16 protein-coding genes are annotated in these 23,157 nt (G+C 40.2%); 9 read left to right on the top strand and 7 right to left on the bottom strand.

Annotation, left to right across the window (positions count from 1 at the left end; translation table 11 throughout):
* Window positions 1-3 precede the first annotated feature (3 nt).
* Entirely contained in the window at window positions 4-2,640 is a 2,637-nt protein-coding gene (locus tag GSQ84_RS19165) for an amino acid adenylation domain-containing protein (protein ID WP_158798913.1), read from the bottom strand.
* 264 nt (window positions 2,641-2,904) lie between these two features.
* On the opposite strand from GSQ84_RS19165, the gene GSQ84_RS19160 reads away from it, so the two are divergent.
* Window positions 2,905-3,543, top strand: a complete 639-nt coding sequence (locus GSQ84_RS19160) for a DUF6875 domain-containing protein (protein WP_158798911.1) — start codon at window positions 2,905-2,907, stop codon at window positions 3,541-3,543.
* A gap of 3 nt (window positions 3,544-3,546) precedes the next feature.
* Window positions 3,547-4,020 (top strand): aminoacyl-tRNA deacylase, encoded by a 474-nt coding sequence (locus GSQ84_RS19155; RefSeq protein ID WP_158798910.1) that lies wholly within the window; start codon window positions 3,547-3,549, stop codon window positions 4,018-4,020.
* Window positions 4,021-4,105: 85 nt separating this feature from the next.
* On the opposite strand, the gene GSQ84_RS19150 is transcribed toward GSQ84_RS19155, so the two are convergent.
* Window positions 4,106-4,267 carry a hypothetical protein gene (locus GSQ84_RS19150; RefSeq protein WP_158798909.1) on the bottom strand — a complete coding sequence of 54 codons (162 nt, stop codon included), beginning with the start codon at window positions 4,265-4,267 and terminating at the stop codon, window positions 4,106-4,108.
* 512 nt (window positions 4,268-4,779) lie between these two features.
* Here GSQ84_RS19150 and GSQ84_RS19145 point away from each other — a divergent pair.
* The 4 genes from GSQ84_RS19145 (at window position 4,780) to GSQ84_RS19130 (ending at window position 10,889) form a co-directional block, all read left to right on the top strand.
* A complete protein-coding gene (locus GSQ84_RS19145; RefSeq protein ID WP_158798907.1) occupies window positions 4,780-6,144 on the top strand; it encodes a TolC family protein in 1,365 nt (454 codons plus the stop codon).
* 1 nt (window position 6,145) lies between these two features.
* Window positions 6,146-7,315 carry an efflux RND transporter periplasmic adaptor subunit gene (locus tag GSQ84_RS19140; protein WP_158798906.1) on the top strand — a complete coding sequence of 390 codons (1,170 nt, stop codon included), beginning with the start codon at window positions 6,146-6,148 and terminating at the stop codon, window positions 7,313-7,315.
* 42 nt (window positions 7,316-7,357) lie between these two features.
* The gene (locus tag GSQ84_RS19135) at window positions 7,358-10,606 is read left to right on the top strand and encodes an efflux RND transporter permease subunit (RefSeq protein ID WP_158798905.1); all 3,249 of its coding nucleotides are present in this window, start codon (window positions 7,358-7,360) and stop codon (window positions 10,604-10,606) included.
* A 100-nt stretch (window positions 10,607-10,706) separates the two neighbouring features.
* Entirely contained in the window at window positions 10,707-10,889 is a 183-nt protein-coding gene (locus GSQ84_RS19130; RefSeq protein ID WP_158798904.1) for a hypothetical protein, read from the top strand.
* A gap of 231 nt (window positions 10,890-11,120) precedes the next feature.
* Here GSQ84_RS19130 and bla read toward each other — a convergent pair whose 3' ends face one another.
* A complete protein-coding gene (gene bla / locus GSQ84_RS19125; protein ID WP_158799365.1) occupies window positions 11,121-12,008 on the bottom strand; it encodes a class A beta-lactamase, subclass A2 in 888 nt (295 codons plus the stop codon).
* Window positions 12,009-12,124: 116 nt separating this feature from the next.
* Window positions 12,125-13,216 carry a hypothetical protein gene (locus tag GSQ84_RS19120; protein ID WP_158798902.1) on the bottom strand — a complete coding sequence of 364 codons (1,092 nt, stop codon included), beginning with the start codon at window positions 13,214-13,216 and terminating at the stop codon, window positions 12,125-12,127.
* 152 nt (window positions 13,217-13,368) lie between these two features.
* Here GSQ84_RS19120 and GSQ84_RS19115 point away from each other — a divergent pair, with 152 nt between their 5' ends.
* Window positions 13,369-14,619, top strand: a complete 1,251-nt coding sequence (locus GSQ84_RS19115; protein ID WP_158798901.1) for a hypothetical protein — start codon at window positions 13,369-13,371, stop codon at window positions 14,617-14,619.
* Between the two features lie 273 nt (window positions 14,620-14,892).
* On the opposite strand, the gene GSQ84_RS19110 is transcribed toward GSQ84_RS19115, so the two are convergent.
* Entirely contained in the window at window positions 14,893-16,296 is a 1,404-nt protein-coding gene (locus GSQ84_RS19110; protein WP_158798899.1) for an NAD-dependent succinate-semialdehyde dehydrogenase, read from the bottom strand.
* 298 nt (window positions 16,297-16,594) lie between these two features.
* On the opposite strand from GSQ84_RS19110, the gene efp reads away from it, so the two are divergent.
* Window positions 16,595-17,155, top strand: coding sequence for an elongation factor P (gene efp / locus GSQ84_RS19105; RefSeq protein ID WP_158798897.1), 561 nt, complete (start codon window positions 16,595-16,597; stop codon window positions 17,153-17,155).
* A 90-nt stretch (window positions 17,156-17,245) separates the two neighbouring features.
* Here the strand turns inward: efp and GSQ84_RS19100 are convergent, their stop codons facing one another.
* On the bottom strand, window positions 17,246-19,207 hold the full coding sequence (locus GSQ84_RS19100; RefSeq protein WP_158798895.1) for a M1 family metallopeptidase: 1,962 nt from the start codon (window positions 19,205-19,207) through the stop codon (window positions 17,246-17,248).
* 272 nt (window positions 19,208-19,479) lie between these two features.
* Here GSQ84_RS19100 and GSQ84_RS19095 point away from each other — a divergent pair, with 272 nt between their 5' ends.
* On the top strand, window positions 19,480-19,866 hold the full coding sequence (locus GSQ84_RS19095) for a hypothetical protein (protein ID WP_158798894.1): 387 nt from the start codon (window positions 19,480-19,482) through the stop codon (window positions 19,864-19,866).
* A gap of 57 nt (window positions 19,867-19,923) precedes the next feature.
* Here the strand turns inward: GSQ84_RS19095 and ccsB are convergent, their stop codons facing one another.
* Window positions 19,924-23,154: a c-type cytochrome biogenesis protein CcsB gene (ccsB, locus tag GSQ84_RS19090; protein ID WP_254070913.1), complete on the bottom strand. Its 3,231-nt coding sequence runs from the start codon at window positions 23,152-23,154 to the stop codon at window positions 19,924-19,926.
* Between the last annotated feature and the right edge of the window lie 3 nt (window positions 23,155-23,157).

Genomic DNA, 23,157 nt, shown 5'->3' with positions numbered 1-23,157 from the left:
TCCTTAAATCGCATTGTTTGGTGATTGATCCTTTTCATCATTGATCTCATTTAATCTTTCCTGCAGTAAATCTGCTATTTCCTTAATGTAGCGGCTCTCAAACATGTCGTTATGGCCACTGGAAACATTGTAAACCGTTATCCCTTTTTTGGCAAATTTTTTCCATCCCAGGAACTTAGGATCGTCAAGGTAATAGACTTTTTCGGTAATAAAAAGATCAATCTTAATATCAAAAGGTACAATCTTATATTTATAAAAGGCATTGGTTATTTTCATAATAGTTTTTGTCATATAGTCTGGCAGACCATACGTATCAATACTATTAAATACGATTTTCCTGAAATGCTGTTTGTATACCTGTGTTAAATACCTGATATTTTTTTTAGGCTGTTTTGTAAATGATAAAATCCTGAACCTTAATTTATAAAACTGTCTTATTGCTTTTATATATAGTTTTTTGGCCAGTTTAAACTGATGGGTAGGAATTTGAATAGAAGAGTCAAACATCACCAGCAATTTAACATCCTTTCCCTGGTTTTTCAATTGTTTTACCATTTCATAAGCAATTACACCACCAATAGAATAACCGGCAATAGCATATGGCCCATCCGGATTATGACTGGTGACTTCATTGTTATAAAAAGCAGCAATCTCTTCAATAGTGAACAAGGGGTCTATTGGATCATCTGCATCCACGGCCTGTAATCCATAAATAGGCTGTTCATCATCCACATTTAAGGCCAATCCCCTGAAATTTAAAACGTTTAAGCCAATACCATGTACAATATATAATGGAATCTTAGAACCATCCGGTTTAATAGGAACAAGGGATTTAAAATGTTCTGTAGAGGTATCGGAAATTCCGGCTGCCAGCAGTTTAATGGTAGGAAACTTGAAAAGGATCGATGGCCTTAAACGTCTGTTGGTAACTTTTTCTATCTGGATTTTCGTCTTCACGGCAATCAATGAAGTACCGCCAAGATCAAAAAAATTGTCGTTGATCCCTATTTCTTTAATCCCAATGTTATCTATCCATATATCTGTAATGATCTTCTCGAGTTCTGTTGTCGGCGCAGCATATACAGCTGCGTTGTTTTTGATTTCCGGATCAGGCAATGCATTTCTGTCTATTTTGCCACTTGGCAGCAATGGCATTTTTTCCAGGATCAGATAGTCAACTGGCACCATATACTCTGGAAGACATTTTTTGAGTCTGTTTTTAACGATGCTCTTCCAATCGCCCGCAGAGTGTATAGCTGCAGGATCTTTAAGGGTAAGATAGGCCACCAACCTTAAATTATCTACAGAATCCCGGTGTACGATTACTAAAGCAGCCGCAACATTTTTAATTTCTTTCAACTGAAATTCAATCTCTTCAGTTTCGATACGGTAACCCCGTATTTTCACCTGATGATCAATCCGACCTAAAAATTGAATATCGCCGTTTTTATAGAGTTTGGCGAGATCGCCTGTTCTGTACATTTTTTGTCCCGGAACAGCAGAGAATTTATCGTCAATAAACTTTTCTGCCGTCAGTTCCGGCCGGTTGATATATCCTGCGGAAACACCAGCCCCGCTAATATACATTTCGCCTGCCCTGCCTGGCATAACCTCATTGAGCTCCTCATCCAGGATATAGATCTGGGTGTTGGCTATGGGTTTACCAATGGTAATCACCTCATCGTCTTTATCCAGTTTTTTAACGATACAGCAGATAGTAGTTTCCGTAGGGCCATACATGTTCCAGAGCTCCTCGCATCTGTCCAGCAACTGGTTGGCCAGTTTTCTGGTGAGCGCCTCACCGCCGCAGAAAGCTTTTATAGGCAACACCTCTTCCCAATCTGCTTCGAGCATCATTTGCCAGACATAGGGAGTGGCTTGCATGATGGTTATTTTTTCTGCCTTGATAGTTTCGAGCAGTGCCGCCCCGTCTTTTAAAATATCCTCATCTACGATGGTTAAACGGGCACCGCAAATCAGCGGCAGATACAATTCTTCTTCAGAAATATCAAAAGACATGGTGGTAATGCCCAGCATATTATCGGTATGGTCTACACCCGGCGTATGCAGCCTGAATTGTAACAGGTTAAGTAAACTTTTTTGAGTGATCCCTACCCCTTTTGGCAATCCTGTAGAACCAGAGGTGTAGATGATGTAGGCCAGCTGATCTTCATTCTGCACCCAGTTTGTTTTATCTACAGGATAGTCAGAACGGTTTAGCCACACTTCATCAAAAATGATCTTCTGGGCGCCTTCATATAATTCATCGTATTTTTTGGAAGTCACCAATACTTTTGCCGCAGAGTCTTTCAGCAAAAAATTCACCCTTTCTATGGGTAAGTTTGGATCTATAGGAAGATAAGTAGCACCAGCCTTCAATATACCAATCAGACAGAGCGACATTTGTATAGAGCGGTCCATCGAAACGGCAATGACTTCACCGCTTTTAAAATTGCTTTTTAAGAAGAAAGCAGCAATCTGATCAGAACTTAATTCAAGCTCTTCGTAAGTAACTTCTACTCCATTATGCTTTATAGCCACTTGATCAGGAGAATTTTGAGCCTGATCGCTAATGAGATTTAAAATTGTCTTATTTTTAATATGATGATGAACAGGGTTTGCTGTTGATTTTAAAGTCATTGTATTACGAAATCCTTAGCTATTGATGATATTAATGCGCACTAAATATCTAAATTATATTACATATAACACAGCATAATGTTTTGGAAATGTTACATATTAATATCAATATTGAAAATAAGATCACGGTTAAATTATATAGCGTCACAAAATGGCCTATTCAAAAATCTTTATCTCAATAATTTATATAATTTAAAACATCCTAATGGTATAAACCGTTATTTTAGCTCCTAGATTTCAACAACTAAAACTCAAAAATTATATATGCCCTCCTCAGTTAGCCGTCCAGATATTTTACTCTTTAATTTAAAGGACATTTCAAGCCATAAAATTCCGGAAATTTATCTGCCCTACACTTCAGAACTCAGCTTGTTCTCTGGTTGGGTTACCAATTTCCTCGCGCAGTCAAACATCGATCTGGGCCGCACGGGTGCCGTATGTCCATATGTTCAGTATGCTGAGGAAAAAGGCTTTTTTAAAGTTGGCATATTTGATGAGCCTAATCCTAAGCAGGATTTTGTCATTGAACTGATCAGGAACTTAAAGGATATTTTTATCGCTATGCTTCCTACCACCAAAAAAGACCAAAAGTTCAAAGCGATCACCATACTTTTTCCAACACTGCATCCAGATCAGGTAATTGAGATTATCGACGGTGTACAGCTCTTTCTAAAACCCGAATTTGTTAAACAGGGACTAATGATAGGACAATTCTATGAAAATTGTGAACAGGGAGGCTTAAGAAATTCCAACTTCCGGCCTTTACAATCACCTGTACCTTTGCTGGCTATCAGAAACATGGTAGAAACGGACTGGCCTTTCCTGGAAGGCGATGAAATATTAGAAAAAGCCTACAAAGACAATTTTGGAACAATTAATTTTGGAGCAAAAGTTAATTATTAAAACATGCATGATCAGATAAAAGAGCGTCTAACTTCACAACATATCAATTATAAAGAGATCAGACATGACTCTTTTGCTACCCCAATCCGGTCGCCTTTTGATTTTGCAAAGGCTTTGGACTATGAACCGGAAAGAATTACCAAGTCGGTCTTTTTAAGATCGAAAATAAAGGATAAATACATTATGGCCGTTTGTTCCTGCGGAAAAAAACTGAACCTGCCAAAACTAGCTTTGCTGGCCGGGGTAAATAAGCTAGAAGTAGCCGATCAGCAGGAATTGACCGATCTGGTGGGTTATCCTGTTCATGGTGTTTCTTCCATAGGTTTATCTTCTGATATTGAAGCATTTATGGACAAGGCTTTACTTGATTTTACTACGGTATTGGCCGGATCGGGCGAAACAGCGGTAGAGATAGAATTGTCTCCTAAAAACCTGGCAGAATTATCCAATGCAACGCTTGATGATATCAGTTTATGATTTCATTAGTTAGATAATGAACATTGTACCACTTAAAGATCAATGTTCATTATCCTTTTATATTGATAAGTCTTCATGAAATTTTTTATCCGACCATTTTCTCGCTGCCTTGATTCTTAACAATGACTTTCACCTTATTCATAAAACGTTGATTTTCATTTCGCCTGTCAGCGTCGGCATTTTTGATTTTAGCCAAGACTTGTTTCCAGAGAATATTATCTGAGATATTTTCCTTAATAGTTTTCATAAGATAAAATTATATAATAATATTAAACACTCCTTTCTCTTCGATTATAGCTATTCCTTCTTTGGCTATTATGCTTGCTATAAATGTCATCAATATTACAATTAATGAATCAAATATACTAATGCGACTTTAAATACCTCAAATAAAATTAATTTAATTAAAGTAATATTATGTTCGCTAACAATATTTATTCCATCTCAATTGTAAATAACTGGATAGATTAGCCTAATTCTGCTATGTTCATAATTCTCTTACTTAAAACAAAATATTATACCATACAAATAGTAAGTTAATTGATTTTTTCGCTGTTGTTTGGGATAATTTTGATCAGTAAAACTGATTAATCGACTATATTAAGCTTAGAATTAAAAAAACACACAAAACTATTTGTACATTTATTTGTTATCCAAATGCATTAGGTATGATATAAATTCATGACGGATAATATTTCTGACCTTATATAACTAATTGATGATGAAAATAAATCACGCTTACACCTGGATGTTTCGTCTATGAAAAAAACACATTACTCACTATTCATCTGTTTATCCCTACTTTTACCGCATTGTGTATTCTCCCAGGATGTAAAGGACTCTGTTGTTACTTTAAAACAGTGCGTTAATTTTGCCCTGCAAAATCAACCGGCAGTAAAGCAGGCTGCTATAGATCAGGAGATTAACGAAAAAGATATCAGAATAGGCTTATCTGCTTGGCTTCCACAGCTAAATTCATCCAATTTATACCAGCATTATTTCCAGGGCTCTCCCCTTGCGGCAAGTGTGGCGACTACAGGTAGTTCAAGTCCAACTACTGGTTCTGCCAGTACATCCTCCAGCTCTAATCTAAAAGAATATTCTGCATTGGGATTACAGGCAAGCCAGGTAATTTATAACAATGAGGTATTACAGGCAGCTAAAGCAGCCAAATATTCCCGCCAGTATTATAAACAGAATACCTATAGCAGCCAGATCAATGTGGTAGCCGATGTAAGTAAAGCCTTTTTTGATGTGCTGTTATCTGAAAAACAGCTGGATATATTAAATGCAGACATTGTGAGGTTACAACGTAGTTTGAAAGATGCACAAAACAGGTATCAGGCCGGTGTAACCGACAAAACAGATTACAAACAGGCTACAATATTGCTAAACAACTCAACGGCAAGCCGTAAGCAAACGGCCGAAGCAGTGAAAAGTAAAACGGCTTACCTCAAACAGATCATGGGGATTTCTGCAGACCATAATTTAAAACTTTCCTACGACTCTGCACGGTATGAGCAAGAAGCAGCTATTGATACCAATCAAAGGCTGGATGTAAACAACCGTATAGAATACCGCTTGCTGGAAACTCAAAAGGGATTGCTGAATGTCAATGTAAGTTATTACAAATGGGGATTTTTACCATCCGTTTCTGCAGTTGGCGTATATAATTTAAATTATCTCAGTAATAAATTCTCTAACCTGTATAACAACGCCTATCCAAATTCATACGCCGGCTTAACGTTAGACATCCCCATCTTTACGGGAACCAAGCGTTTACAGAATTTAAGCAAAGCGCGGTTACAGGTAGAACGCAACAACTACGATATTGTCAATTCGGCCAATTCAATCAATACCGAATATGTACAGTCGCTGGCCGATTACAAAAGCAATTATACCAACTGGCAGCTGCTCAAAGAAAATGTGACCCTGGCGAATGATGTGTATAAGGTAGTTAGCCTCCAATACAGAGAAGGGATAAAAACTTATCTGGATGTGATCGTATCACAATCTGACCTACGCACTGCCGAACTAAATTATTATAACGCTTTATTCCAGTTATTATCCAGTAAAATAGATCTGGAAAAATCATTGGGAATCCTTAATGTACAATACAATTGATATGAGAACCATAAATATCCTTTTTCTTGCACCCATCGCTCTAATATGGACTTCATGCCAAAACAAGGCAAAACCAAATACAGCCCCGCCGGCAACTCCGGTAAGTGTTGCTGAAGCAAAAAAAGCAGACGCCGTATACTATGATCAGTTTCAGGGGGCAGTAGTAGCCTTAAATTCCGTTGAATTGCGCAGCGAGGTATCTGGTTTCATCACCAAAATATATTTTAAGGAAGGCGAAGTAGTGCCTAAAGGTAAAGTCCTGTATGAAATTGACCGCAGGAAATACCAGGCCGCTTATCAACAGGCAGAAGCAAATTTAATGAGCGCCAATGCTAACCTGGTTAAAGACCAGAAAGATATCGACAGGTATAACATGTTACTGAAAAATGATGCTGTTGCCCGTCAAACGGTAGATCAGGCCCAGGCTACATTTGAAACCGGCAAAAGCCAGGTGGCGCAGGCAAAGGCAGGTTTATTGTCAGCTAAAACAGATCTTTCTTATTCACTCATCACTGCGCCTTTTACAGGCAGGATCGGTATTTCACAGGTTAAACTTGGTGCACAGGTAAGCCCGGGTACTACCCTCTTAAATACCATATCCAGTGAACACCCTATTGGTGTTGACGTAGTGATTAACGAACAGGATATAGACCGCTTTTATAAGTTTCAGAAAAAAAGTACTGATTCTACCTTTAAATTGACACTGGCAGACGGCACCAGTTACAAAAAACCTGGTAAAGTATTGGCCATTGACAGAGGCGTTGCCAGCGGAACAGGTACAGTTAGGGTCAGGATCCAGTTTCCAAATGAGCAGGACACGTTGAAAGACGGTATGAGTTGTGTGTTAAATGTACTGAATGCCGCATCAGGCAGCAGAGTACAGATTCCGTATAAAGCAGTAACTGAGCAAATGGGCGAGTTTTTTGTCTTTGTATCACTGGATACCATTGCCAAACAGCATAAAGTGAAATTAGGCCCCCGTATTGGTACGGATGTGGTGATCATGGAAGGTGTTAAGGCTGGTGATAAAGTGGTTACTGATGGTTTCCAGCGTTTGCGTGATGGTGGTAAGATTACCCTCGGCAATCCACAACAGGCAGCGGCCCCAGGCCAGGCACCTGCTAAAGGACAGACCACAGATAAAGCACAGCCCGCAAAAGGAGGCAAATAATAAACTGAAAAGACAGCATAGAATTTTTATAAATACAAACGGATGATCGCAGATACTTTTATAAAGAGACCGGTGATGGCAATTGTAATTTCAATTGTAATTGTTGTGGTCGGTATTTTAGCTATTTCAAGCTTACCTATTGGACAATATCCAGAAATAAGTCCGCCAACAGTACAGATTACGGGATCATACACCGGTGCGGATGCCGTCACGGTAGAACAAACCGTGGCTACACCTATTGAGGTCCAGGTAAACGGAACGCCGGGCATGACCTATCTTCAAAGTAACAGTACCAGTAACGGGCAGATGACCATGACCGCCAACTTTGAAGTGGGTACTGATATTAATATTGCAGCCCTCGACGTACAGAACCGTGTGGGTATTGCCACACCAAGTTTACCACAGGATGTTCAGCGTTTGGGATTAACCGTACGTAAACGTAATCCAAGTATTTTGATGCTCGTAGCGCTGTTCTCCCCAAAAGGAACACACGACGTTACTTTTACAGATAATTATGCCAATATTTATATCAGGGACGCGTTAAACCGTACCAAAGGTGTAGGTGATGTATTTACCCGTGCAGATGATTTTAGTATGCGTATCTGGCTTAAACCAGATAAACTGGCGGCCCTGAATATGACTGCGGCAGATGTTGTTGCCGCCCTGAACGAACAAAATGCCCAGGTTGCAGCCGGTGTGGTTGGCGTACCTCCACAGGAAAAAGCCGAACCTTTTGAATATACCGTACTGGTAAAAGGAAGGTTGTCTCAGCCTAAAGAATTTTCTGATGTCATTGTAAAAACAATGCCAGGCAGTGGTGCTGTAGTTCACTTAAAAGATGTTGCCCGTGTTGAACTGGGCAAATTTAATTACTCTGGTAATTCATTTGTTGACGGTAAAAGAGCTTCTTATCTTTTAGTATACCAGGCGCCAAACAGTAATGCACTGGAAACTGCCGACAATGTATACAAAACCATGGATGAGCTTAAAAAGGCTTTTCCGGCAGATATCGACTATGTCGTTCCATTTGAATCCATCTCAGTAGTAAAAGTATCCGTACATGAAGTGATAGAAACTTTAGTTATTGCGCTGATACTGGTAATTATCGTGGTTTTCTTATTCCTGCAAAGCTGGAGAACAACATTGATCCCGGTACTGGCAATTCCTGTATCTATTATCGGGACGTTTATATTCTTTATTCCGATGCACTTTACCATCAATACCCTTACCCTGTTTGGTTTTGTGCTCGCGATTGGTATTGTGGTAGATGATGCGATTGTAGTGGTTGAATCCGTCCAGCATTATATGGATGAAGAAGGCATGACGCCCAAGGATGCCACCACAGCAGCGATGAAAGATATATCCGCACCGGTAATTGCTATCGCCCTTATTTTGGCAGCAGTGTTCGTACCCGTAGGATTTATCCCGGGTATTGTAGGCCGTCTCTATCAACAATTCGCAATCACGATCGCCATCTCTGTATTGATATCAGCTTTTGTAGCCCTTTCATTAACCCCGGCATTATGTACGCTGATTTTACGCCCTCATAAACTGGACGAAAAATCCAAAGGACTGGATAAATGGTTTTTCAAGTTCAATGCCTGGTTTGACAGGGTGAGTCATAGTTACCGTAACGGGGTAGATAAGAGTATCAAACATGCTAAATTTGTATTTGTTATCCTGATCTGTATCATCGTTGGTACCGTCTTCCTGTTTATGAAGAAACCTTCAGGGTTTATTCCGCTCGAAGATGACGGACGTATCTACATTACTTACGATCTGCCGGAAGCTTCTTCAACACAACGAACAGTTGCTGTATTAACACAGATTATGCATACACTGGATAGCGTGCCTCAGATTTTACATTATGCTGCCCTGGGTGGTTTAAATGCGGTGAGTTTTGCCAGTAAATCCAACAGCGCCACCATATTTGTACAGCTTAAGCCCTGGGACGACCGGAGTGCCAAGAAAGATCAGATTACGGCTATTATTGCCAATCTCCAGCAGCGATTGTCCAGATTTAAAGAAGCAAATGTAGTGGTTATCCAGCCACCCGCAATTCCTGGTTTAGGTAGTACCGGTGGATTTACTTTCATCATGGAAGAAAAAGAAGCCGGCGGGGATATTAAAGTTTTTGAGAATACACTGCACGGCTTTATAGCAGAGGTAAACAAGCGGCCTGAAATTGCCAAATCATTCTCCTTCTTTACCGCCAGTACACCGGGTTATGAATTAACTATTAACCGTGAAAAGGCTAAAAAACTGGGTGTATCCATTAGTGATATCAATGGTGCCCTGCAAACGTATATGGGTAGTACTTATGTGAATGACCTTACCTTATACGGCAGGACCTTTCACGTTCTGGCACAGGCCGATACCAATTACAGAACTAATATTCAGAATATAGGGCAATATTTTGTGCGTAATTCTTCAGGTGCGATGGTGCCGCTGAGCACACTGACCTCTTATAAATTAATTGAAAATGCACCTTTGGTGTCCCATTATAATCTATTCAGATCTGCTGAGGTTGATGGAGGTGCCGCTCCGGGATATAGTAGTGGTGACGCCTTAAAGGCACTAAAAGAAGTGGCTGATAAAAGCTTACCGCAAGGTTTTGGTTATGAATTTTCTGGGTTAAGCCGTGAGGAGTTACTATCAGGATCAAAAACGATCTATATCTTTATGTTGTCCATAGGATTTGTATTCCTCTTCCTTGCTGCATTGTATGAAAGTTGGTCGGTACCATTCTCCGTATTACTTGCTGTACCTTTAGGTGCATTCGGTGCGATCCTATTCCTTACATTTAAGTCCAGTATAGACAATAACGTGTATGCGCAGATCGGTTTGATCACGCTGATTGGTCTGGCGGCGAAAAATGCCATTCTGATCGTAGAGTTTGCCAAAGAACGGGTAGATCGGGGGGTGGAACTGGAGAAGGCTACCCTGGATGCGGTAAGGCTTCGTCTAAGACCAATTATCATGACTTCCCTGGCCTTTATCTTAGGCGTATTACCATTGGTATTTGCTTCAGGAGCCGGTGCACAGTCAAGACAAACCATTGGCTGGACAGTTTTTGGAGGAATGCTTGCAGCTACCTCATTAGCTATCTTTATCGTTCCCGTATTGTTTTTCGTGATCACACGTTTTGCTTACGGTAAAGAGAAACTGGCCGAGCTGGAAAAAAATTATAAACCTGAAGATTACGAACATAAACCATCAGCAGCAAAAGAAGTAAAAGGAGATCCTCAAACGGGTGAAACAAATGATGAACATCCTGCACCAGCTGATTAAACCATTATCAAAAACTACTATCTAATTATAAAAATGGGACGATCACTTTTCCTTCTGGAAGAGTGATCTTAACAGATTTTAAACCTTAAATAGCAGAAAAATGAAATATCTAAAATTGATGGTATTGGTTATAGTAACCATACTTACCTTTGGAAGTCCAAAAGCAGACGCACAAGTTATTGTAAGAGTAGGCCCTGGCCATTATTATTATCATCACCGTTACTGGCACCATCGCGCTCCTTACTTTAACAGGTATCACCACAGATACTACCGTTACTACTAAATAAAAAGGAAACCTTATTGCACTGCCCCCAAAATGTTGGACACTATTTGGGGGCATTTTTATGCGAAAAAAATTAGCTACATTTAGGCTGAAAGTCCTTATTCGGCGGCATTTCTACGAAGAAAATACCCAACCAGATTTAGGCTGAAAGACATTATTTGGGGACATTCCTACGCAAAAAAACTCAGCCAAATTTAGGCTAAAGAAGCTAATCGACGAATATTTAGCAGGTTAAAGCGAGTTGTTAATCAGGTAATCCCAGCTAGTTTTAGTCAACTCGGCAATAGTTGCATCAATAGTTTTTTCATCTTCTTTGGTCATGGATACGAACACGGCGAGAGCAAAATGTTTCCCATTGGGAAGCGTTACGACTCCAATATCATTAGAAGCTGCTGTAATACCCGCATCATTTACACCAGAATATCCGGTTTTATGCGCTACAGGTGTACCTGCAGGAAGCTGACCTTTAATTTTGGTGGATATCCTTGTGGTTCCCGTCATCACGTTCCATAAAAATTCCTGCGAAGAAGCTGAAAGCAAATGCTTACTATAAAATAGTTTTAGCAGTTGTGTAGCTGCACGCGCTGTTGTCCAGTTGGTAAACTGTGCCTGCTCGTTGTGGTGCATTTCATGTTCAGTGGCTGTGATGGCTATCTCCTTTACGCCCAGACTATGTATATAGGCGTTTACTTTAGCTGGGCCGCCAATCAATCTGAATAAGAGATCACATCCGTTATTATCACTTTCTGCAACGGTAACCCTTAGTAGTTCCGACAAAGGAATTTCTACTTCCCCATTCGGATATTTATCTCTCAAAGGACTCCAGGTATCTGGCATCAAGTCGCTTTTCCTGATCAGTATCTTTTGATCCAATCGCAATTTCCCCTGATCTACCTGGTTTAAAATGGCCAGGGCAAGGTGAAACTTAAATACACTTTGCATCGGTAAATGTTTAGCCCCGTTAATGGTCAATGTATCACCGTTCTGCAGGTCCATCAATGAGAATCCAATGATTGCCTGGTGTGCATTGATAACAGACTGAAGTTTTGCCTGCAAAGCTTCGTTTTTTTGTGCAAAACTGTTTACCGAAATAACCAGTAAAAAAAACACACAAATCATCCTTGTTAGTGTAGAAAGTCTATTCATCCTCCAAAATTAAGAAAATCAATGAGCTGCGATATTCAATCTATTGATTTTCATTCAAATTTTACTATAAAAACATTACCATCTATTGGTTAGGCGTTTTTCTTCCCCTTTCTGAAGATGCCCGCAGCAGTACTTTTCCCATCCGATGCCTGAGATAAATTTAAATAATCAGCAGGGATGACCTTGTTTTTTGGCTGCACTAGTTCTATGGTTCCGGATTTATGGATATTAATTTCCCTGATACGGGAATTGTCTACCGGTACAGGAACAGGTACCTGTTTATCTTTTGATGGGCCATAAGCGCCCAGATAATGCTCATTGCCTGTTAGGTAAGAATCACTAAAAGTATAATCCGGCTGTTTATTTTCAGGGTGCACCATAACGAACCTGCAATTGGTGATGATATTGTTTTTAAAGGTAAATGGCGAACCGGATCCCGAATACCATATGGCCGATTCATAAGAACCACTAATGATAGAATGCGTTAAAGAAAAATCATTGATCACACTACTCAGCACCAATGCGGTTTTGCTGGAATAAAAGATGCAATGATCAATGTGAATCCCTCCCCCACTTACCCACAAGGAACTTTCAATGGGTGCAGCCATCTTCTCTCCGATAAAGTAACATTGTGATAAGTTTAACCCGGACAATGTTTTATCTGCCCTTCTGACCGGGTAATAGGATTTAACATTTACGTTGGGGTTGCCCATAAACTTCAGGCCTTTAAAAGTGACGTTATCTTTTGCTAACAGAAAACCAATACAATGAACAAAAGGCAGGATAGCAGTATTGCTGGATATAGATTGTACGACCGGCATTTTGGATGGCCGCCATGAACGGTCATCAGGCATAGTTATCGCTTCAATGGTATAAGCGATAGTATCCTTACCCGAAACAGCTGTTTTTATGGTCAGTTCATGTGCCATAGTATATAGTCCTGGCCCAAGTTTAATCTTTATAGGTTCCTGACCACTAAAACTATTGGTTCTGTTTACCGCTTCTTCTAAACTGGCCAGCGGATCAGCAGCAGTTCCATTTGCTTCAGCTTTTCCCTTTGCTGCATCCACATAAATTGTTTGCGCATGCAGGTTACCTGAGCTATTCAACACGATCAATAAAAATAAGAAAGTTAATATTTTACTGTGGCTGGCAATAGTTATTTTTTGTCTTGTTTTCATACTGCAAGTTTACCTGCAGCCTAACACCAGAACGACTCATTTGCTGTTCAAGTTATTTCATTTTATATCATATTGACATATAGCTGATTAATAATAAGTGTTTTTTTACTGCCCAATTTTATTCGTTCTATATTTACGCTTTATTACCTGCCATGAAAACTACCGCAATCCGTGAACTTTTAAACCTTATTGAAAAACAGCTCAACTGGGGAGATGTTAATGAATGGCCAAGTAAAGACTTTGAGAAACTTAACCTGCTCATTCTGGAGAAAACAAAAGTTTCTCTAAGTGCCAGTACGTTGAGGAGGCTGTGGGGCAAAGTAGATTATAACCATCAGCCAAGCGGCACCACCCTGGATACGCTGGCCCAGTTTGCAGGGTATGAAAGCTGGCGTGAATTCACATCGCATATCCAACTGCCTGAAGCAGTACCACCAGCCCCTATCACTGTCAAAGAACAATTCAACTCAGCTAAGTGGTTTAAGATAGCTTTATCAGGAATTGGGGGTGTAGCTTTGCTACTGTTAATCAGCTATATCATCAAATCTGCAAATCCGGTTATAAATGCCCGCAAATACTCTTTTAGCAGCAGGACCATTACCCGTGATGTACCAAATTCTGTAGTGTTTACTTATAATGCGCAGGCAGCACCAACAGATTCCGTATTTGTTCAGCAATCCTGGGACAGCAGCAAGCGATCGCCAGTGGCGAAAAATGGACATCAATATACTTCTATTTATTATCGTCCGGGTTTCTATCTGGCTAAACTGGTTATAGGTCAGCAGATCGTAAAAGAGCATCCATTGCTTATTTCAACCAATGGGTGGCTGGGAATGATTGCCCAAAAACCTGTGCCTGTTTATCTGGCACAAAATGAATTTAAGCAAAACGGTGAACTCCGGATTACTCCTTCAACAGTCCTTTCCAAAGGTTTAACCATGAGCCCAAACCCGCCAGTTACCGAATTTTATAATGTAGGTAACTTTAAGGCGGTACCCTTAACCGACTTCTTCTTCAGTACTGAAGTGAAAAATGAATACAATGAAGGGGCTGCTAAATGCCAGCTGATCAAAGTAGTGCTGCTCACTGATGAAACCCCAATTGCGATTCCCCTTTCAGCCCCCGGCTGTATTGCCAAATTAAATTTGATGAATGGTGTAGACATGGTTTCAGGAAAATCTACAGACCTGTCGGGATTTGGGGTAGACTTGTCTAAATGGGTGAAGGTTTTATGCCGTAGTAAAGGTAAAAAGATCCAGTATTTTGTAAACGACAAACTCGTATATGAATCACAATTGCCAGCTGTAAAAAGAAGTATCTTAGGAATTGGATTTACATTTCAGGGGGCCGGCGCGGTGAAAAATATACAGTTGAGTTCAAATAACATTCCTGTATTTCAATAAAATTATTTTCTGATAAGCTTATCAGGTACCTTTTACAGGCTAAGGCTCCTTCATCTGCTTTCTACCTCAATTTTATAGTATCGGATTGTCCTTTAACAGGGTTTGGTACCATTTTAAACATCACTCTTAATTAAAAATGATAAGGTAAAAAAGATCTGTAATTTGAACTGCCAAAAAAGTTCAGACAATTATGACGGTATTTCAAATTACAGATCTTTATTATTCTGGTTCATGGTTCCTGTCAGGAATCAACAGTTTTTATCCTTATAAAACTTAATAGGGATCCTGAGCAGTTGTTACACGGATCAGTTTTGCATTTACAAATTCATAGATAGCAGCCTGGGATTGCTCACGGCCATATCCTGAGTTTTTAGTTCCTCCAAATGGCAGTTCTGGTGCAATACCGGTAACATGATTAATGTATACCATACCCGTATCCATTTGCCTGGCCACATTTACAGCCCTCTCCTGATTTGAACTGAACACACTGCCGCCTAAACCAAATGTAGTGGCGTTTGCCAGCAGAATAGCTTCCTTTTCATTTTTAACTTTGTAGAACATAAATACCGGCCCAAAGATCTCTTCCTGGTAAGCTGAATTATCAGGATAAATATCAGTTAAAATTGTAGGTTCCATAAATGCTCCGGGACGATCAATACGATGTCCTCCGGCCAGTAAACGGGCACCGCCTGCAACAGCCTTTTCCACTTGTCTGATCACATCTGCAACAGCTTTTTCACTGCTTAGCGGAGCCAGGTCAGTTTGTGCATCCAGTGGGTCGCCTATTTTCAGCGTCGCAAATTTTGCTTTTACTTTTTCCAGAAATTCATCCGCTATCCCCTCCTCTACAATAATCCTTTTAGGGGATACACAAACCTGTCCTGCATTCCAGATACGGCCTTCTACGGCTGCTTTCACAGCGTCATCTATATTGGCATCGTTGAGTACAATAAATGCATCGCTACCACCCAGTTCCAGCGTTGATTTTTTCACATACTTACCCGCAGCAGCGGCAATAGCAGATCCTGCCGGCTCACTTCCGGTAAGCGTTACTGCCTTGATCCTTTCATCGGCCACTAAACTCTCCATTTTACTTCCGGGAATAAACAGGTTCTGGTAAACGCCTAGTGGAAAACCTGCTTCCAGGAAAATATCTTCCATCACCTGTGCGCATTGTGGTACATTAGAAGCATGTTTCAGCAACATCGTATTGCCTGCCATCAGATTGGTAGCCGTAGAACGTGTAATCTGGTAGAAGGGGAAATTCCAGGGCTGGATACTTAACAAAACACCCAGGGGTTCATAACTCAAAAAGGCAGAACCAATGGGTGTTTCCAAAGGCTGATCTGCCAGGAACTCTTCACTATGGGCAGCATAATATTCAAAAATAGAAGCACAAAGCTCTACTTCGCCAATGCTTTCCTTTAACAGCTTGCCCATTTCCAGTGTAGCCAGCTTCCCAAGTTCTTCTTTTCTGCTCCGCATGATACCAGCTACCTTTTTCAGCAACTGTGCCCGCTGTGCTTTAGGTGTCTTTTTCCAGGTTCGGAAGGTATAGTCGGCCAGTTCAATTTTATCATCGATCTGCTCGTCTGTCAGTACATCAAACTCTTTAACCAATTCATTATTAAAAGGGTTTACAGTTTTAACAGCTGATATTTTTGATATTGTTTCCATAGTATGAGTTATTAAATGCCACCTGAGGCTGAATAAAATTACGGCTATCGGGCAGTATGGCAGCTGACTAGTATCAGTTAATAAAATGATCTTCATCAATATGTTTAAGGTGATATAGACCGGGTGCTTATTAGCAATATCAAAAACTGGTATAGATATGATCTTCTAACACCGTCGAGGACATAAAAAACAGCGTTAAAAACACCTTCAGGGACAAAAAGACAATATTTGGTGTGCATCAAGTATAAAAAACCAAAAAAGCGTATATCTTTGGACTCAAATTTTACAATTATATTTTATGGCAAAAGCATCCGAAATTAAAGTAGGAAATATTTTACGTTTCAACAACGAACTGGTAACAGTAATTGAAATCTTACACCGTACACCAGGTAAAGGCGGCGCTTTTTACCTTGGCAAATGGCGCAATATTAAAACCGGAAAAATTGTGGAAGCCCGTTTGGCAACTGATGAGCAGGTAGAAATTTGCCGTGTAGAAACTAATGATTTCCAATATTTATACGAAGAAGGTGATTATTTTGTAGTAATGGACAATATCACTTTTGATCAGTTCAATATTCCTAAAGCATTGTTCGGCACTGCTGCAAAGTTCCTTAAAGAAGGAATGGACGTGATTGTTTCTTTTGAAAGTGAAGAACCTATTATGGCCCAGGCACCAAATTTTGTAGAATTGTTAATTACTTACTCTGAGCCTGCCGTTAAAGGTGACACCTCTTCTGGCGCACAGAAATCTGCAACTACAGAAAATGGTTTAGAGTTAAAAGTACCTTTGTTTGTAAACGAAGGCGATAAGATAAAAGTAGATACCCGCACAGGAGAATATGTAGAGCGTGTTAAATAATTAGCAGCTTCGATCCATATAAAAAAAGGCAATTTTCAAATAGAAAATTGCCTTTTTTTATGAAAAGAATAACCGGAAATAAGTGTTTTACTAATTTCCGGTGTAGGTATTGTTTTTAAGATCAATATCAGGAAGTTCATTTCCCGGGTCTATCACTATACTTTTTATAGATGAAGTAGAAGGATATTTAAATACCCACACTCCACCGCGCTGCCAGATATTTACAGGCAAGTTAAGGATTTCAGTTTTACCATTACTCTGTGTAATCTTCAGCTGAACAGGCATTACCATTTTTTCTTTATTGGTGAGCGTGATCAGGGCACCATCAGTAACCTTTCCATTGACATATTTAACTGAAGTAACCGCCTGATCCAGTTTCCAGGTGGTAAAGAACCATTCTTTCCAGAACCAGTTCAGGTCTTCGCCCGAAGCATCGTTCATCGCCCTGAAAAGATCATAAGGAAGCGGATGTTTAAATGCCCAGTGTTTAACGTATTCATTAAAGGCATAATCAAAACGTTGCGGACCAAGCACTAGATCGCGCAGCATATTCAATCCTACAGCCGTTTTAATATAATATTGACCATAATCATTTAACCCAATTGCTTCGGGAGGTGTCATCAGCGGATCTTTGCTTTTTAAGTTGCGTACAATCTGTACCGATCTTTTTGAAGTGTCGTTATATTCACCATGATTGAACTGCTGGCTGGCATATTGATTGATAAAAGTATTAAAACCTTCATCCATCCACATGTATTTGCGTTCATTGGAACCTACAATCATAGGAAACCAGTTGTGTCCTATTTCGTGGGTTACATCGCCCCACAATCCGCCATTTTTCAGATTGCTCAGACAAAATACAGCTCCCGGATATTCCATTCCTAAAGCTACGCCTGATACATTCACAGCAGAGTTCCATGGGTATTCGAAATAAGCTTTAGAATAGATTTCCATACTGTTTTTCAGGTATTCAGTTGAGCGGCCCCAGCTATCATTACCTGAGCTTTCCAATGGATAGGCCGACATAGCGATACCTTTTCTACCGGAAGGGAAATTCACCTTTGCGCCGTCCCAGATAAATGCATTGGAGGCGCCCCAGGCTACATCACGGCTATTTTCCATTTTATAATGCCATGTTAGTGTTCCGTTAAACGGGCGTGTAGCTGCCTTTCCCACTTCATCTGCACTAATGATGGTTACTGTTTTATCACTTTTTTTAGCTTCTTCGTATCTTTTGTTCTGTTCAGCGCTCAATACATCTCTTGGATTTTGCAGGTCACCAGAACCTACTACGATCATATTGGCCGGGGCAGTGATATAATAATCAAAATCGCCATACTCGCAGTAAAACTCACCTAAGCCCATGTAAGGAAGGGTATTCCATCCTTCTACATCATCATACACACACATCCGGGGATACCACTGTGCGATCTCATATACATAACCCTGTTTGAACTTTTTACGGCCCATACGGTCGGCACCATAATATGGAATAGCAAAGTCATAATTGATGGCCACCTGTATCTTCTCTCCCTTACCATCAAGCGGTGTATTTAAACGCAGCTGCATACGGGCATCAGTAATCACAGGAACAACGGTATAAGTTTTGCCTTTATAGGTGATCGTTACCGAACCAATATGGTAACCACCCTGATTAAAACCCTTCACATCAAAACGGTCGCCCGTTACCGGAGTAACTGCAGCTCCACGCGAATCTGGTTTAAACAGGTTCTGATCCAATTGCAACCATAGGTAATCCAGCTGATCCGGGCTGTTATTGGTATAATCGATAATTACCTTTCCATTGATCGTAGTATCTGCACCTTCATTCAGGGTAGCTTTAATCTGATAATCGGCACGGTTTTGCCAGTAAGCAGGTGAAGGTTTTCCACTGGCAGAACGGGTACCGCCAACAGTAACAGGCCAGGTAATAGGGCCAAAAAGCTCCTGATGGTTATACTTTACCGTATCGGCCATCTGGGCTTCTGCGGTGATTGTACCCGCCAGCAAGCAAAGGGTACTCAAAAAATTGCTTAATTTAAAATAGCGCATTTGGTTTTTTAGTTAATATTTAAGGTGATTACAATCGTATATCCTATCAGATTTCAAAGCTACAATATTCTTTAAAACTCTGTAAATAAAATATATACGAATAGGTGAACTGAAAATCTTATAGTGCATCAAGAAACAACTATTTTCTTGGATTAACAAAAATAATAATCAACGATGTAAAGGCTTTTATGTTATGCTAAAAGGATATACATCTCACGATCTTATACTTATGGAATAGTATTTGCAACTCCACAAATTATAAACGGAAGACCATGAAAGAAGAGAACATAAAAAAAGCCGCCAGAATAGTATTAGGTGCAAATTTAATATTTGCAGGAATTAGCCATTTGTCTTTTGCCAGAAAAGCATTTCGTGCCCAGGTTCCGGATTGGGTTCCCTTAAAAACGGATGATACTGTTGTTTATTCAGGTTTCGTAGAAATAGCGATGGGAAGTGCATTGATTTTTACCAGCGAAAAACACAGGGAAACTGTAGGTAAAATAGCCGCTACTTTTTTTACCGCTGTATTTCCTGGAAATATTTCTCAATATACGCATCACAGAAGTGCCTTTGGATTAGACACCGATAAAAAGAGATTTGCACGTTTGCTTTTTCAACCGGTACTGGTTTATTGGGCATTAAAAAGTACCAGTAAATAAGTATTTGATACCTGCATGCAGTAACTTATTCAGTTCTAACATGCAGGTATCAAATACTTATTTCTTTACCTGCATTATCTTATATCTTCTATAAGAAACAACAGCTAAAATAAAAACAAAGGTTATGGTGATGTACACCCATGAAGGGATAGGTACAGGATCGCCTTTAGCATAAGAATGAAGGCCAGTTAGGTAATAATTCACCCCGAAATAAGTCATCACTACTGTTGAAAAGCCCACCAGCGAAAGCAGGTTAAATAAATATTTGCTTTTGAGCCCCGGGATAAGCCTTACATGCAATATAAACGCATAAATGATCACAGAGATAAAAGCCCAGGTTTCTTTAGGGTCCCAGCTCCAATAACGGCCCCAGCTTTCATTGGCCCATATCCCTCCTAAAAAGGTTCCTATACTTAACAGGAATAAACCTACCGTTAAAGACATCTCATTCACCAGCGTCAGTTCCGTAATAGATGGTTTAACTTTAGCATTTGTCTTTTTACTATTGATAATATACAAGATCAGCGTTACGGCTCCAAGCAAAGCACTGAGACCAAAAAAACCATAACTTGAAGTAATAATTGCCACGTGTATCATCAGCCAGTAGGATTTAAGTACCGGAACCAAAGGGGTGATCTGTGGGTTCATCTGTGATCCTCCATGGGCAAAACCCATCAGGATCACTGCAATCAAACAACCAGCAGCAGGAATGAAAGCATTACTGTTCCTGTACATCAGTAAACCAGAGGATATACCGATCCAGCTGATAAACTGTACCGCCTCATATCCATTACTCCAGGGCTCATGACCTGAGATGTACCATCTTACCCCCAACCCTATCCCCTGAAGGATCACGGCGATACTGATAATAGTTAGCACGACAGTAATCAGTGTATTTAACAATTTAGAATGATTGATAAACAGTTTGAAAAATGCCAATGCTAAGATCAACGTACCTAAAAGGGCATAGGCGATCATAAGGTTTAGAAAAATGTTCCATGAATTGTAACGCACTTCCCAATCGATCTTTGCCTGTGAAGGCACCACACTGCTGCCATATTTAAGCTGTAACTCCCCGATATGATTTAAAGACGCATCTGCCGCCGACCAATTTCCCGACTCCTGCGCAGCGATACTATTTTTCAGATAAACGGCCACAGGATCTGTCATTTTCATCGTGCTATTTAAAGCAGAAGAAGGCATGGCAATCCAGGTATTATTCGCATCCCCGGCGATGGGAAGCACACGTAAATACTGCCCTACCAGCAATTGCTGCATGGCCTGCAGTTTATCATTCAATTCAATGATATCTTTATCATAACTATCCTGATCTGCCGGTTTCTTTCTGAATGCCCTTGCATAATCATCTTTTAAGATAAAATCGGCTGTGCTATCAGAACTGATCTTTACCAGGTTCATCATTGAGGTATACCCATCCGCATTGGCATTCGTTACTTTAAGTAGTTCTGCACCGCCTTTTGTCCTTACCTTAATCAAAGGGACATTGATCCAGTCAAAAGGTGAAACGGACATCGACAGGAAAAATTGGTTGGCATCCAGTGAATAAAAACGATCTGCCTGATATAATTTCCGAAGGATCTCCAGCGCCATGGTATTTACGGGCTCAATTCTGCCGTCAATATTCTGTACCATTAGATGGCCAAACCGGTCGGCATGTGCTGCATCAATTTTGATAGCAGCCGCGAATTTCTCTCCGTTGAGCATTGTTCCTTTCAGGAACTGCTGGGCATTACCCTGAGTTGGGGTATGACTATGTTCAAATTGGGATGTACCGTTGGTACCATGCATATCAATTTTCTGGCTGAATGCAGCACCGGCGGGCAGGCATAACAATAAAAGCAGTAATGCTTTTGATTTCGATAGAGATTTCAATTGCTCGTTTAACTTAGAAAAATGAGTTCCTTTCCAGAATAAAGTAACAAACATACCCAGGAAAAGTAAGGTATAACCCGTATAAGTTACATGTGTACCCAGGGAATCATGATTGACCGACAATACGGTTCCTTTTTCATCCTGATCGAAACTGGACTGAAAGAAGCGATATCCCAAATGGTCTAATACATGGTTCATAAATATTTTATAAGGCGTTTGTGTTCCTGATTCTTCGATCATGATATCTGATGAATAAGCAGCGGGACTGGTACTGCCCGGATATTTATCCATTTTAAAATGTACCAGTTTTAATGAAAACGGGGTAGGATATATTTTAGAACCATAGGCCAGGGATATTCTTAGCCCTCCTACTTCGCTCTGATGCTGAAAGTTCGTTAAACCTTTTCCGCCATAAAATGAAACCGTATCTACTGCAGCTGGTGTGGTTACCTCTACCTTAACCAGGTCGGGATCATTTTCATGGGTACGCTTATCCCCTTCAAAGTACATGATATGACCATTTACCGGTCCCTCAGGTACTACGAAGGTCAATCCGGTAATGTTATATAAACTCCTTAAATGAAAGGGTGCTTTGATATTAGTAGAATCTAAATTTCCTTTGATCTGGCTGGCCATGATCATATAGTTCCCCTGGAATGGGGAAGAAATCTGAAGTGTTCCTGCAGCATCACTTAGATTGATGGCACCGGCTGTTTGTTTGTTGTAGCTCACCAGAACATTTTCCATCAGCTGTACTGTTCCTGACGGTACGTATTTGTTTACCCTTTTACCGTTTTCCAGCACTACCAGGTGTAATGTAGGTTTGCCGACATCTTCACGTACCAGCGAGTCCTGCGCCCTGGCATAAAAATCTACAACTTTTAATTTAACCCGCTGTCCCTGGTAATCATATTCTGAAGTGAAGGTCTTTTTAAAGGGTTTAAGAAAAGTAGGGATACGGTTAGAGATCAATATAGCAGGTATATCATCATAGGCCAAGGCCTGATCATCTTTTCCAATCTGTACTTTAAAAAATGTAGCGTCAGAAACAATCTCATTACTGGATGCACCTTCACGGATGTGCATCGATCCTTCAAAGCTCACATACCGCGTAATACATCCGCCAATAAAAATCACGATGAAGGCAAGGTGAAACACCAGTAAAGACCATTTATTTCGTTTATACAGTTGATATCTTTTGATATTTCCAATAAAGTTTAACACCAAAATCAACATTACCAGTTCAAACCACCAGCAGTTGTAGATCAATGCTTTTGCTACTGCTGTTCCGTAATCATTCTCTACAAAGGTGGCCGTGGCCATAGAAAAAGCGAAAATCAATAACATAAGACCCATGGTGCGGGTAGAGAATAGTATTTTGGCGATTGTATTCATTCG

This window comes from Pedobacter sp. L105, from assembly GCF_009765875.1.
Classification (GTDB): Bacteria; Bacteroidota; Bacteroidia; order Sphingobacteriales; family Sphingobacteriaceae; genus Pedobacter.
The sequence above is the reverse complement of the archived record's forward strand: the minus strand, read 5'-3'. Positions and strand labels throughout refer to the sequence as shown.

Bases quoted from the DNA above. Each gene is read 5' to 3' on its own strand.
- GSQ84_RS19165 (WP_158798913.1), bottom strand. From the start codon at position 2,640: ATGACTTTAAAATCAACAGCAAACCCTGTTCATCATCATATTAAAAAT.
- GSQ84_RS19160 (WP_158798911.1), top strand. From the start codon at position 2,905: ATGCCCTCCTCAGTTAGCCGTCCAGATATTTTACTCTTTAATTTAAAG.
- GSQ84_RS19155 (WP_158798910.1), top strand. From the start codon at position 3,547: ATGCATGATCAGATAAAAGAGCGTCTAACTTCACAACATATCAATTAT.
- GSQ84_RS19150 (WP_158798909.1), bottom strand. From the start codon at position 4,267: ATGAAAACTATTAAGGAAAATATCTCAGATAATATTCTCTGGAAACAA.
- GSQ84_RS19145 (WP_158798907.1), top strand. From the start codon at position 4,780: ATGAAAAAAACACATTACTCACTATTCATCTGTTTATCCCTACTTTTA.
- GSQ84_RS19140 (WP_158798906.1), top strand. From the start codon at position 6,146: ATGAGAACCATAAATATCCTTTTTCTTGCACCCATCGCTCTAATATGG.
- GSQ84_RS19135 (WP_158798905.1), top strand. From the start codon at position 7,358: ATGATCGCAGATACTTTTATAAAGAGACCGGTGATGGCAATTGTAATT.
- GSQ84_RS19130 (WP_158798904.1), top strand. From the start codon at position 10,707: ATGAAATATCTAAAATTGATGGTATTGGTTATAGTAACCATACTTACC.
- bla (WP_158799365.1), bottom strand. From the start codon at position 12,008: ATGATTTGTGTGTTTTTTTTACTGGTTATTTCGGTAAACAGTTTTGCA.
- GSQ84_RS19120 (WP_158798902.1), bottom strand. From the start codon at position 13,216: ATGAAAACAAGACAAAAAATAACTATTGCCAGCCACAGTAAAATATTA.
- GSQ84_RS19115 (WP_158798901.1), top strand. From the start codon at position 13,369: ATGAAAACTACCGCAATCCGTGAACTTTTAAACCTTATTGAAAAACAG.
- GSQ84_RS19110 (WP_158798899.1), bottom strand. From the start codon at position 16,296: ATGGAAACAATATCAAAAATATCAGCTGTTAAAACTGTAAACCCTTTT.
- efp (WP_158798897.1), top strand. From the start codon at position 16,595: ATGGCAAAAGCATCCGAAATTAAAGTAGGAAATATTTTACGTTTCAAC.
- GSQ84_RS19100 (WP_158798895.1), bottom strand. From the start codon at position 19,207: ATGCGCTATTTTAAATTAAGCAATTTTTTGAGTACCCTTTGCTTGCTG.
- GSQ84_RS19095 (WP_158798894.1), top strand. From the start codon at position 19,480: ATGAAAGAAGAGAACATAAAAAAAGCCGCCAGAATAGTATTAGGTGCA.
- ccsB (WP_254070913.1), bottom strand. From the start codon at position 23,154: ATGAATACAATCGCCAAAATACTATTCTCTACCCGCACCATGGGTCTT.